General features: G+C 69.7%; 10 protein-coding genes. 5 read left to right on the top strand and 5 right to left on the bottom strand.

From position 1 onward, the window contains the following. Positions 1-3: 3 nt before the first annotated feature. Positions 4-402 carry a hypothetical protein gene (locus ACRSBM_RS19525; RefSeq protein ID WP_434445047.1) on the bottom strand — a complete coding sequence of 133 codons (399 nt, stop codon included), beginning with the start codon at positions 400-402 and terminating at the stop codon, positions 4-6. Between the two features lie 518 nt (positions 403-920). Continuing rightward, positions 921-1682 carry an ESX secretion-associated protein EspG gene (locus tag ACRSBM_RS19520; protein WP_434445046.1) on the bottom strand — a complete coding sequence of 254 codons (762 nt, stop codon included), beginning with the start codon at positions 1680-1682 and terminating at the stop codon, positions 921-923. A gap of 401 nt (positions 1683-2083) precedes the next feature. Between ACRSBM_RS19520 and ACRSBM_RS19515 the strand changes: the two genes are divergently transcribed. Next, positions 2084-3661, top strand: a complete 1578-nt coding sequence (locus ACRSBM_RS19515) for an MFS transporter (RefSeq protein ID WP_434445045.1) — start codon at positions 2084-2086, stop codon at positions 3659-3661. 10 nt (positions 3662-3671) lie between these two features. On the opposite strand, the gene ACRSBM_RS19510 is transcribed toward ACRSBM_RS19515, so the two are convergent. Then, positions 3672-4616, bottom strand: coding sequence for a LysR family transcriptional regulator (locus ACRSBM_RS19510; protein WP_434445044.1), 945 nt, complete (start codon positions 4614-4616; stop codon positions 3672-3674). Positions 4617-4801: 185 nt separating this feature from the next. Between ACRSBM_RS19510 and ACRSBM_RS19505 the strand changes: the two genes are divergently transcribed. Beyond that, positions 4802-6178, top strand: a complete 1377-nt coding sequence (locus ACRSBM_RS19505) for an aminopeptidase P family protein (protein WP_434453131.1) — start codon at positions 4802-4804, stop codon at positions 6176-6178. Here ACRSBM_RS19505 and glpK (ACRSBM_RS19500) read toward each other — a convergent pair. Continuing rightward, entirely contained in the window at positions 6175-7668 is a 1494-nt protein-coding gene (gene glpK / locus ACRSBM_RS19500; RefSeq protein WP_434453128.1) for a glycerol kinase GlpK, read from the bottom strand. The two genes, ACRSBM_RS19505 and glpK (ACRSBM_RS19500), sit on opposite strands and share 4 nt — an antisense overlap. A 25-nt stretch (positions 7669-7693) precedes the next feature. Then, positions 7694-8458: an IclR family transcriptional regulator gene (locus ACRSBM_RS19495; protein WP_434445043.1), complete on the bottom strand. Its 765-nt coding sequence runs from the start codon at positions 8456-8458 to the stop codon at positions 7694-7696. Between the two features lie 243 nt (positions 8459-8701). On the opposite strand from ACRSBM_RS19495, the gene ACRSBM_RS19490 reads away from it, so the two are divergent. From ACRSBM_RS19490 to ACRSBM_RS19480, 3 genes are read left to right on the top strand one after another with little or no spacing between them, the layout of a single operon-like run. Further along, on the top strand, positions 8702-9457 hold the full coding sequence (locus tag ACRSBM_RS19490) for an MIP/aquaporin family protein (protein WP_434445042.1): 756 nt from the start codon (positions 8702-8704) through the stop codon (positions 9455-9457). Positions 9458-9488: 31 nt separating this feature from the next. After that, the gene (gene glpK, locus ACRSBM_RS19485; RefSeq protein ID WP_434445041.1) at positions 9489-11006 is read left to right on the top strand and encodes a glycerol kinase GlpK; all 1518 of its coding nucleotides are present in this window, start codon (positions 9489-9491) and stop codon (positions 11004-11006) included. A 27-nt stretch (positions 11007-11033) separates the two neighbouring features. Further along, on the top strand, positions 11034-12644 hold the full coding sequence (locus ACRSBM_RS19480) for a glycerol-3-phosphate dehydrogenase/oxidase (protein ID WP_434445040.1): 1611 nt from the start codon (positions 11034-11036) through the stop codon (positions 12642-12644). Positions 12645-12735 lie beyond the last annotated feature (91 nt).

Raw genomic sequence — 12735 nt, 5'->3', positions numbered from 1 at the left:
AGATCAGCTGTTACCCATGTGCTTCTTCAGTTCGGCCTGCTTGTCCTCATCGAGGCGGCTGAAGTTCTCGATCGCCTCGACGATCGAGTTCTTCGTTTGTTCCAGCACCGTTCGATACGCGGTCATGACGCTGACGAACGAGTGCGGCTCACCCTCGGCGCGCTGCGTGAACTTCTCGCGCATCTTGTCGCCGACCGGGTTCGCTCCCAGCGGTACGGGACGGGCGATGCTGGTGTTCGCGCGCTCGATCCACGAGTCGACCTGGTCGATCTGGGCCTGGAACTGCTTGCGGAGTTCCTCGCCCGCGGCCGGGTCGAGTTGCACCTGACCCGAGGTGACGGTGTCACGAAGCGGCACGGGGTCACGAAGCGGGACAGCGTCTTTGTCACCGACGATGTACATGCGGGCAGTATCGGGTGTGTTTTCGTGCAACGCTCGCTTTGCCGCGTACGAGTTGCCAATTGAGACTTACGTTCACAATGCGTTGCCACATAGGGAAACGGGCCACTAGCAGGTGAACGTCCTGTAACGGGCGTGATCGTTTGCCCTGGTTGTGGGAGCGCTCTCCGGGTAAAGCCCGTTCGGGCTCCTGATCTCCGTTCACAACCTGATCGGGTCTTGACGTGCGGCCAATGTGGCCTAAATCACACCGGTGAACCATCTAGAACTTAGGGCTCTCTTGAGGTTCGTCACGCCATGGTTCGCCGCTCACTGGATCGGGTGACACGCAGTCGAACGAGGGCACATCCGGAGAGTACGCCCGCGTTCGGTCGAGCGGTCAGCGCTGAGCGGAAGCAGGCCTTCTGCTGTGAGTGCCGGTCCGCGTGGCGAATGCCTTGCCGGAGACGCGATGCGTCCGGCTTCGGAGCACCCGAATCCCCGGCCGGCCGGCGGCCGGCCGGGGAAGCGTGGAACGCCGCTCACGCCAGCACGGTGTCGATTCGCGCGGCGATCCGGTCGTTGTCGGTCGGCGACAGGCTGAGCCAGCCGTCCGAGCGGACCATCAGGTAGCGGCCCTGGTGGGTGTCGAACCAGTTGATGACCACGTCGGCCCTGCTGCGGCCGTGCGTCACGCCGAACTGGCCGCCCGCGACCTTGTTCGCCGCGAGCTCGTCCATCTGCTTCGCGTCCTGTGCGGACAGTCCCGCCTTGAGCAACGCGCCGCGGTCGTCCAGTTCCTCGTCGGCCGCGCCCCACGGGTCCTCGGAGTCCTCGTCCTGCTCGGCCTCCTGCAGCGCGACGGCCTGCTGCAACGTCTCCAGCCGCACGGACAGCGAGTTGCCGGGACCCGCCACGCCCTCGGGCAGCACCCGCACGATCTCGCGGGCGAGCCCGGTCGGCCGGATCTCCGCGAGGCCGACCTGCTCGCCGTCGATGACGGCCAGGACGGCCTGCCTGCCGTTGGAGGCGGCCAGCGCACGGATGGTCCGGCCGAGCCCGGCGACGGCGTCCACGGACACCTCGTGGTCGTCGAGCAGCCGCAGCAGGTCCTCGAGCCGCACGTCGTCGGCGATCCCGCGCTCGCGCAGACCGGCGATCGTCTTGTCCCGCAACGCTTTGACGTCGCTCTCGGTCGCTCCTTCGCTGGGCACGTCGAGCGGGTACGGCATCCTGCCGAGCCGCAGCGTCTGCCACAGCACCTCGAACTCGCGGGTAGACAGCAAGAACTCGGGCGTGATCACGAGTGCTCGGAACCTTTCTGCTCAGCCAGCTTTGCGCGCAGTATCGATCAGAATCCCGCCGACCGTTCTCGAATCAGCGAATGCACACCCGGTCGAGGCGAAAACTCACAATCCGTCATGGCGGACGAAACGGGCTTCCTCCGTGTGTCCGCGGTCCGTTCGCGGGGCTGTTTCCGCTGGTTTCGGGGAGCGCTCTCAGGTGCTGGGAACGGCCCGTTCCGGCCTGGTCGCCTTGCGGAAACGGGTCATCCGCCAGTCCCGCTGTGGTCCAACTCACATGGGCTGATCTCGGTCGCAGGCTCACGGCTTGGAGTCTGTATTCTCAATGATTTCAGTGTAGACTAAAAGAAACCTCCCGGTTGTGCTCGGCAAGGAACACCCACGGGTGTGAAGATCAAGCGGTGACTGTCTCCGCGTGGGCACCCCTGCGCCGCAGCGCGTTCCGAGCGCTGTGGCTCGCCCAGTTCGCGTCGAACATCGGCACCTGGGCGCAGACCGTCGGCGCCCAGTGGCTCATGGGCGACCTCGGCGGCACCGCCCTGCAGGTCGCGCTCGTGCAGACCGCCACGACGCTGCCGGTGTTCCTGCTGGTCGTGCCGTCCGGGGCGCTCGGTGACATCCTCGACCGGCGGCACGTGCTGATCACCGGCCAGGCGTTGATGCTGGCGGGCGCGGGCGGGCTGATGCTGCTCGCCGGCACGGGCGGCGCGTCGCCCGCCAGCCTGCTCGGGCTGCTGGCGCTGATGGCGATCGGGCAGGCGCTGTCGATGCCGTCGTTCCAGGCGATCCAGCCCGAACTGGTGTCGCGTGAGGAGATCCCGCAGGCCGCGCTGCTCAACGGCGTCAACATGAACGTCGGCCGCGCGATCGGGCCCGCGCTCGGCGGTCTGCTGATCGCGCTGGTGGGGCCCGAGGCGACGTTCGCGTTCAACACCGTCTCGTTCCTCGGCGTGCTCATCGTGCTCGCGCGGTGGCGCCGGCCGTCGGACCACCGCCCGCTCGGCACCGAGCACATCGCCACCGCGATGCGGACGGGCGCGCGGTACGTGCGCAGCTCGCCGATGTTCCGGCGGGTGCTCACCAGGCTCACGTTGTTCATCGTGTTCGGCAGCGGCTTGTGGGCGTTGCTGCCCGCCATCGCACGCGGTCCGCTGCAGCTCGACGCCAGCGGGTACGGCGTGTTGCTCGGCAGCGTGGGCACGGGTGCGATCGGTGGCGCGTTCGTGGTGCCGAAGCTGTTGCGGCTCATGAGCAAGAACCGGTTGGTGCTGTTCGCCACCCTCGTCTACGCGGCGGCGACGAGCACGGCGGTGCTGACCGAGAGCGTGTCGCTGGTGATCGTGGCGATGCTGTTCACGGGTGCGTGCTGGATCGCGACGCTGTCGACGTTCAACGCCTCCGCGCAGGTCATGCTGCCCGCGTGGACGCGGGCGAGGGCGTTGGCCTACTACCAGCTGATCCTCATGGGCGGGCAGGCGCTCGGCGCGGTGGTGTGGGGCGCGATCGCGGACGCGTACAGCCTGCGAACGGCCATGATCGTGCCCGCGGTGGCGATGGTCGTGCTGGTGGTGGGCGCGACGAGGTGGCTGCCGCTGATCGACCGGCCGCTCGACGTCAGCCCGGCGACCTACTGGGAGGAACCGCCGGAGATCGACGACACCGACGCGGGCCCCGTGCTGGTCACGGTCGAGTGGCCGGTGGCGCCCGAGAACGAGGACGCGTTCATCGACGCCATGCAGCGCGTGGGCAGGGCGCGAAGGCGTACGGGCGCGACGATGTGGGGGCTGTTCCGGGACACCGGGAAACCCGAGACGTTCCTGGAGACCTTCACCGTGGCGACCTGGCAGGAGCACCTGCGCCAGCACGTCGAACGCGGCACCGTCGTCGACCAGCAGAACCAGGAGACCGCGCGGGCGCTGGCCAAGGACGCCCCGCACGTGCGGCACCTGCTGTTCGCCGCGCCCCCGAAACCGGAGTAGGCCGGCCTGCTCAGGTCGCTGCCGTGAGCGCCTCGCCGCGTGCCTCCCACCACGGCCGGAACACCGGACTGGCCAGCGCCTGGTCCGAGTAGGCGCCCAGCACCTCGGCGAACACGCGGCCGGCCTGGCTCCAGGTCAGCCGCTCCCGCCGCCACGCGAAGACCAGCCGCATCCGCATCGGGGCTCCCACCAGCGGCCGCACCGCCACCCCCGGACCACCCTGTGAGGTCGGCTCGACGAGTTGCACCGCCTTGCCCGCCGCGATCAGCTGCCGCCCGGCACCGCTCGGCATCTCGAACCGGAGCCGCGGCGCGAACCCGGCCGCCCGGCAGGCCGCGCGCAACGCCGTCAGCGACCCGTCCTCGGCGCCCGGCGGCCCGATCCACGCCTCCCCGGCGAGATCGGCGAGGTCCACCTCCGTCCGCGAGGCCAGGGGATGACCAGCGGGAACGGCGATGAACACCGGCACCCACGGCACGACGACCCGCTGCGCCACCCCGCGCGGCAGGCCCAGGTCGGCCTCCTCGTCGACGGCGATCACCGCCGCGTCGAGGTGGCCGTTCGCCAGCGCCAGCGCCAGTCCGGTCGACGAGGCGTCGACCACCAGCGTGACGTCGTCGAGCGCCTGCTCCAGCCGGGAGTACAGGGCCGCCACGCATTCCATGTGGACGGAACCGAACCGGATCGGCCCGCCGCGGCCGGCCGTGTCCGAGCCGAACGCCTCCAGCTCGACCAGCAGCAACCTGGCCCGTTGCAGCAGCTGCGCGCCCAGCGGTGTGGGCACCGCACCGGAGCGGCCGCGGTCGAAGAGCGTCCCGCCGACCATGCGCTCGACACGTTGCAACAGAGTGGTGAGCGACGGCTGGGAGATGCCGAGCTGCGTCGCCGCGCGGGAGAGGCTGCCCGCGTCACCGATGGCGCAGATCGCCCGCAGGTGCCGGATCTCCAGTTCCATAGCGCGAGGCTATACGCCTCTTTGTGGCGAATGCCTCCTCGTGGTAGGTGCCCGGCCGGGGACGCACCGTCTTCCATAGCTCCACGCTATGGCCATCTGAGATTGGCGGAACCCCTCCGCCGGCGGGAAGGCTGGCAGGAAGGACCACTCTGGAAGGACGCGCATTGGCTCGGACACGCCGCGACATGGCGAAACTGGTGGACGCGGACGGTTTCCGCACGTACATCCGCGACGGCTGGGGGGAGTGGGACAGCTCCGTCGACCTGCCGGCCGGCACCGCCGAGGCGGCCCGGGCCCACCGTGCCAGGCTCACGGGTGCGCTGCCCGGCAAGCGGATCGCGCTGGCGGCGGGACGGGCGCACGTCCGGTCCAACGACACGTTCCACGAGTTCCGCGCCGACAGCGACTTCGTGTGGCTGACCGGCTGTCAGGTCGAGGGCGCCGTGCTGGTGCTGTCCGACTCCGATGCCACGCTGTTCGTGCCGGTGCCGTCGGAGGCCCACAGCGTCGACTTCTTCGGTGACGCCGACCGCAGCCCGTTCTGGATCGGCGCCGCGGCGGGCCCGAAGGAGTGGGGTGAGGCGCTCGGCATCACGGCCCGTCCCCTCGAAGAACTCGCGCACGCCCTGCGCGGCCGCCACCCGGAGACGCTCGTCGCCAAGGGCGTCGACCCGGTGCTCGACGCCCTGACCGGCTCGCACAGCGACGAGCTGCGCACCGTGCTCGCCGAGCTGCGCCGGATCAAGGACGACTGGGAGGTCGAGCAGCTGCGGCAGGCTGTCGACGCGTCCGTGAAGGGCTTCGCCGACGTCGCCATGGAGCTCGGCCAGGCCGTGCGCGGCGGGGGAGAGCGCTGGCTGCAGGGCACGTTCGACCGCCGCGCCCGCACCGAGGGCAAGGGCCCCGGCTACACCTCGATCGTCGCCGCCGGTCCGCACGCCCCGGTGCTGCACTGGACGCGCTGCGACGGGCGCGTGAACGACGCGGACCTGCTGCTGCTCGACGCCGGTGTGGAGATGAACTCGCTCTACACCGCCGACGTCACCCGCACGTTCCCGGTCAGCGGCGAGTTCTCGGAAGCTCAGCGCCAGGTCTACGACCTCGTGCACGCCTCGCACGTCGCCGCGCTCGCGGAAGTGCGGCCGGGCAACGACTACAGCGCCTTCCACCACACCGCGATGCGCGTGCTCGCCGAGGGCCTGCACGACTGGGGACTGCTGCCCGTCAGCGTCGACAAGGCGCTGGACCCGAGCGGCCAGCACCACCGCCGCTACATCGTCTGCGGCACCGGGCACTTCCTCGGCCTGGACGTGCACGACTGTGCCGACGCCCGCCAGGAGACCTACCAGCAGGGCATCCTGGAACGCGGCATGGCGCTGACCGTCGAGCCCGGCCTGTACTTCCACCCCAACGACGAGACGCTGCCGCCGGAGCTGCGCGGTATCGGTGTGCGCATCGAGGACGACCTGGTCGTGACGTCGACCGGCGCCGACATCCTCTCGGACGCGCTGCCGATCGAGGCGGACGACGTCGCCGCGTGGGTGCGCAAGCAGCGCTCCTAATTGGACGGAGTGGAGCGGGCCCACGCGAACGTGAGTTCCACGGCCCGCTTCCAGTTCGCGTACTCGTTCTCCCGGTGCTGGGCGTCCATCACCGGGTTCCACCGCGCGGCCAGGTGCCAGTTCCTGCGCAATCCCTCCAGGTCCGGCCAGTAACCGGCGGCGAGGCCCGCGGCATAGGCGGCGCCCAGTGACACGGTCTCCGCCACGAGCGGCCGCTGCACCGGGATGTCCAGGACGTCCGCGATGAACTGCATCAGCAGGTGGTCGGCGGTCATCCCGCCGTCCACCTTCAGCACCGGCGTCGGCGCCCCGAGGTCGGCGTTCATCGCGTCGACGACCTCCCGCGTCTGCCAGCCGGTCGCCTCCAGCACGGCCCGCGCCAGGTGGCCCTTGTTGATGTACGAGGTCAGCCCGACGACGAGACCGCGTGCCTGCGCGAGCCAGTGCGGCGCGAACAGCCCGGAGAACGCCGGCACGATGTAGCAGCCGCCGTTGTCCTTCACCGTGCGCGCCAGCGTCTCGATCTCCGGCGCGCTGTGGATCAGCCCGAGGTTGTCGCGGAACCACTGCACCAGCGACCCGGCGACGGCGATCGAGCCCTCCAGCGCGTACGCCGGTTCGCCGCCGATCTGGTAGCCGATCGTCGTCAGCAGGCCGTGCTTCGAGCGCACCAGCTCGGTGCCGGTGTTCATCAACAGGAACCCGCCGGTGCCGTAGGTGCCTTTGATGGAGCCCTTTTCGAAGCACGTCTGCCCGAACAGGGCCGCGTGCTGGTCGCCCAGCGCGGCCGTGATCGAGATGCCCGGCACGACTCGGGTGGTGGTGCCCGAGATCTCGGTCGACGGACGGATCTCCGGCAGGATGGACGCGGGCACGCCGAAGAACTCCAGCAGCATCGGATCCCATTGCCGCGTCGAGAGGTTCATCAGCATCGTCCGCGACGCGTTGGTCACGTCCGTGACGTGCAGGCCGCCGTTGACGCCGCCGGTGAGGTTCCAGATCAGCCAGGTGTCCATCGTGCCGAACAGGACGTCGCCGCGTTCGGCCTTCGCGCGCAGCCCGGCCACGTTGTCGAGCATCCAGCGCAACGACGGTGCGGAGAAGTAGGTCGCGAGCGGCAGGCCGCAGCGGTCGCGGACCTCCTCGATCCCGGGCTTGCGCCCGAGCTCGGCGACGAGGTCCTCGGTGCGGATGTCCTCCCAGACGATCGCGCGTCCTACCGGGACACCGGTGTGCCGGTCCCACAGCACGAACGTCTCGCGCTGGTTCGTGATGCCCATCGCGACGACCTGGTCGGCGGTGATTCCGGCCTGCCGCAACGCCTGCGGCATGATCCGGTCGACGTTGCGCCAGATCTCCACGGCGTCCTGCTCCACCCAGCCCGGCCGCGGGTGGTACTGCCGGTGCTCGCGCTGGGCGACCGCGACGAGCCGGGCGTTCTGGTCGAACACGATGCAGCGCGTCGACGTCGTGCCCTGGTCGATCGCCATTACGAACCGTTGCACGGCGAGCCCCTCAGTTCTCGTCGACAAGCGAGGTGGTGACGGATTCCGCGGCCTGCACGACCTGGCGCACCAGCGTCGCACGCGGACGACCCGCCGAGTCGCACAAGCGGTCCGCCGCGCCGGAGATGCCGATCGCGCCGATCACCAGGCCGCCGGGGATCCGGATCGGCGCGGCGATGCTGGCCTCACCCGGCATGTACTCCTCGGCCTCGCCGGCCCAGCCCTGCCCGCGCACCTCGGTCAGCACGCGCTCCAGCATCTGGGAGCGCGTGATCGTCCTGCGCGTCAGCGACGTGAGCTCCCGCCGGCGTGCGGCCGCCGACAGGTCCGGGTCGTAGGCGAGCAGCACCTTGCCCAGCGCGGTGGCGTGCAACGGCAGCATCGCGCCGATCCCCAGTGTTTGCACAGAGTCATCGGGCCGGAACACATGGTGCACGACGAGCACCGCGCCGTCGTGGTGCATGCCGATCCGTACTTCCTGACCGCTCCGCGCGGCCAGGGTGTCGGCCCAGTTGATCGATCTAGAACGCAGTTCGTTCGCGTCCAGGTAGGACGTTCCCAGGTGCAGCAGGGCCGCGCCGAGCCGGTAGCGGCCCGTCGCCTGGTCCTGTTCGACGAACTCGACCCGTTGCAGCGTACGGAGAATTCCGTGGGCGGTGCCTCGCGCGAGACCGAGCGAGTCGGCTATCTCCGTGAGACCGTGGTGGCCGGAGCCACGCGCCAGGAGCCGCAGCACGGCTGCGGCGCGTTCGATCGACTGGATTGGTCCCGGCACGCGTGAAACGTAATTGAGACGACCCGTGTCGGCAATGTCGAACAGCTGGGACCGCCATCACCCCTGGGTACGGGGCTGAAACGCCTTGTCTGCGCGCAGCGTAACCAGTCGGTCACACCTTCGCAGGGCGCAGGTGTCGACATTGTCGAACCGTGCCCGTTGAGCAGACGTGACGTGGCTCATTACGTTCCGCGTCAATCACCACGGGGTGATCAGCCGTTCTCAGACGATTGGGAGGCCAGCGTGGGTCTCGGGACAGTGTTCCTCAGCGAGGTGCTCGGTACGGGCATCTTGCTGTTGCTGGGTGCGGGCGTGGTGGCGAACGTGCTACTCGCCAAGTCGAAGGGCTTCGACGGCGGCTGGCTGTTGATCAACTTCGGCTGGGGTCTCGGTGTCTTCGCCGGTGTCTACATCGCGTACAAGTCGGGTGCGCATCTCAACCCCGCCGTGACGATCGGCATCCTCACCAGCGGCGCGGACGAGTTCGCACCCGGTGTGCCGGTCGGCGTGGGCTCGACGCTCGTCTACTTCGCCGGTGAGATGCTGGGCGCGTTCCTCGGTGCCGTCCTCGCGTGGCTCGCGTACAAGCCGCACTTCGACGAGACGCCCGACGAGGGCCTCAAGCTCGCCGTCTTCTCGACCGGCCCGGCGATCCGCAGCTACACCTGGAACCTGGTGTGCGAGGTCATCGGCACGTTCGTCCTGGTCTTCGTGGTCCTCGCGCTCGGCAAGACGCCGACCCAGCTCGGCCCGCTGGCCGTCGCGATGCTGGTCGTCGGCATCGGCGCCTCCCTCGGCGGCCCCACCGGCTACGCGATCAACCCCGCTCGCGACCTCGGCCCCCGCATCGCGCACGCGTTGCTGCCGCTGTCCTACAAGGGCACCGACGGCGAGGCCGTGGGCAAGAAGGACTCCGACTGGGCGTACTCCTGGGTGCCGGTCGTGGGCCCGATCATCGGCGGCGCGATCGCGGGCCTCGTCGCCTCGCTCGCGTTCTGACGTGTTCTGACCATCCCGAAAGGACTTTTCGATGACGCAGTACGTTCTCGCCGTCGACCAGGGCACGACCAGCACGCGGGCGATCATCTTCGACCACAGCGGCTCCATCGTCGCCGTGGGCCAGAAGGAGCACGAGCAGATCTTCCCGCGCGCCGGCTGGGTCGAGCACAACCCGGTGGAGATCTCGGAGAACACCCGGTTCGTGATCGGTCAGGCGCTCTCCGCCGCCGACCTCAACACCGGCGACCTCGCCGCCGTGGGCATCACCAACCAGCGTGAGACCGCGGTGGTGTGGGACAAGAACACCGGCGAGCCCGTCTACAACGCGATCGTCTGGCAGGACACCCGCACCCAGGCGATCGTCGAGGAACTGGGCGCGCTCGGCGGCGGTGCCGACCGCTACAAGGCGAAGGTCGGCCTGCCGCTCGCGACCTACTTCTCCGGTCCCAAGATCCGCTGGATCCTCGACAACGTCGAGGGTGCCCGTGAGCGTGCCGAGGCCGGCGACCTGCTGTTCGGCAACACCGACACGTGGACGCTGTGGAACCTCACCGGCGGCCCCAACGGCGGTGTGCACGCCACCGACGTCACCAACGCGTCGCGGACCATGCTGATGGACCTCGACACGCTGCAGTGGGACGCCGAGATCGCCGGCGAGATGGGCATTCCGGTGTCCATGCTGCCGGAGATCCGTTCCTCCTCCGAGGTCTACGGCAACGGCGGGCCCGGCGGAGTGCTCAAGGGCGTGCCGATCGCGGGCATCCTCGGCGACCAGCAGGCCGCGACGTTCGGCCAGGCCTGCTACGAGCCCGGCACCGCCAAGAACACCTACGGCACCGGCAACTTCATGCTGCTCAACACCGGCACCGAGAAGGTCGCGTCCAAGAACGGCCTGCTGACGACCGTCTGCTACAAGATCGGCGACGAGGCTCCCGTCTACGCCCTCGAGGGTTCGATCGCGGTCACCGGTTCGCTGGTCCAGTGGCTGCGGGACAACCTCGGCATCATCGGCTCGGCGGCGGAGATCGAGACGCTGGCCAAGACGGTGGACGACAACGGTGGCGCGTACTTCGTGCCGGCGTTCTCCGGTCTGTTCGCGCCGTACTGGCGGGCGGACGCGCGTGGCGCCGTCGTCGGCCTCACCCGGTTCGTCAACAAGGGCCACCTGGCGCGGGCCGTGCTGGAGGCGACGGCGTTCCAGACCCGCGAGGTGCTGGACGCGATGAACGCCGACTCCGGCGTGCCGCTGACCGAGCTGAAGGTCGACGGCGGCATGGTCGCCAACGAGCTGCTCATGCAGTTCCAGGCGGACGTGCTGGACGTGCCGGTGGTGCGCCCGGTCGTCGCCGAGACGACCGCGCTCGGTGCCGCGTACGCCGCCGGTCTGGCCGTCGGCTACTGGTCGTCCCTGGACGAGCTGCGCGCCAACTGGTCCGAGGACAAGCGCTGGACGCCGGAACTCGCGGCCGACGAGCGTGAGCGCGAGTACCGCAACTGGAAGAAGGCCGTCACCAAGTCGTTCGACTGGGTCGACGCCGACGTTCGCTGACTTCTTTTCTTTAGGGAGCTGAAGAAGTTGTTCGCAAGGCTGGATCCGGCTCGGCGTGCCCGATCGCTCGAATCGCTGGGCAGCACGGAGTTCGACGTCCTCGTCGTGGGCGGTGGTGTGGTCGGTGCGGGCGCTGCGCTCGACGCGGCGTCCCGCGGCCTCTCCGTCGCCCTGGTCGAGGCCGACGACTGGGCGGCGGGCACGTCGAGCCGGTCCAGCAAGCTCGTCCACGGCGGGCTGCGGTACCTGGAGCAGCTGGAGTTCAAGCTGGTCCGGGAAGCGCTGAAGGAACGCGGCCTGCTGCTGCGCCGGCTCGCACCGCACCTGGTGCGGCCGGTGCCGTTCCTCTTCCCGTTGAAGAAGCAGTGGGAACGCGCCTACGTCGGCGCGGGCGTGCTGTTGTACGACTCGATCGGCGGCGCCGGAGCCGTGCCGATGCACCGGCACCTGTCCCGCCGCAAGATGGCCGCCGTCGGCCCGTCGCTGGACTCCTCGGCCTTCGCCGGCGCCATCCGCTACTACGACGCGCAGATGGACGACGCCCGGCTGGTGTCGACGCTGGTCCGCACCGCCGCCCAGCACGGCGCGACGGTCGTCTCGCGGGCGCGGGTCACGTCGCTGTTGCGTTCGGAGGGCCGGGTTTCCGGTGCTTCGGTGCGCGACGAGCTGTCCGGCGTGACGCACGTGGTGCGGGCCCGGCGGGTCATCAGCGCGACCGGTGTCTGGACCGACTCGCTGAACTCGATGTCGCCCGGCACGCCGCCGTTCCACGTGCGGATGTCCAAGGGTGTGCACGTCCTGGTGGACCGCTCCCGGATCCAGCTGGACGGCGGGCTGATCACGCAGACCGAGAAGTCGGTGCTGTTCGTGATCCCCTGGGGTGCCTACTGGATCATCGGCACCACGGACACGCCCTACTCCGGTTCGCCGGAGGACGTCTCCGCCACTCCCGAGGACGTCTCCTACATCCTCGGCCACGTGAACGCCGTGCTCCGGTCGCCGCTGAGCGTGGACGACGTCGTCGGCACGTATGCGGGCCTGCGGCCGTTGCTGGACGGGGCTTCCGGCGACACCGCGAAGCTGTCGCGCGAGCACGCGGTGGCCCAGCCGGAGCCCGGCTTCTTCGTGATCGCGGGCGGCAAGTACACGACCTACCGCGTGATGGCCGCCGACGTCGTGAACGCCGCCGTCGCCGGTCTGGGCCGCGCGGTCGCACCGTCACTGACCGCACGGCTGCCGTTGTGCGGCGCCGTCGGTTTCCAGGAACTGTGGGCGGACCGGGCCCGCGTCGCCGCCGAGTCCGGCCTGCCCACGTCCACTGTGGAACGTCTGCTGCGCCGCTACGGCTCCGCGGTGCCCGACGTGCTGGAGCTGATCGCGCAGGACGCGTCACTGGCGTCGCCGGTGGCGGGCTACCTGGCGGCGGAGATCGTGTACGCCGTGACGCACGAGGGCGCGCTGGGGCTCGAGGACGTGCTGGCCCGGCGGACGCGGATCGCGATGGAGCACCTCGACTTCGGCGCCTCGGTCGCCGGCCGGGTCGCTGACCTGATCAGCGGGCCGCTCGGCTGGTCCGGCGCCGAGCGTGATGCGGCGGTCGAGGCCTACCGGGCCGACACGGAGCTGGCGGCGAGATGAGATGGACAGCGCGGAGCTGATCGAGAGGTTGCGGCGGGAAGGCGGCTTCCGTCTCCTCCCGCTGCTGGGGAACACCGGGCAGGTCGCAGGG

Origin of the sequence: Lentzea xerophila, assembly GCF_051094245.1 — a bacterium.
Taxonomy (GTDB): Bacteria; Actinomycetota; Actinomycetes; order Mycobacteriales; family Pseudonocardiaceae; genus Lentzea; species Lentzea xerophila.
The sequence above is the reverse complement of the archived record's forward strand: the minus strand, read 5'-3'. Positions and strand labels throughout refer to the sequence as shown.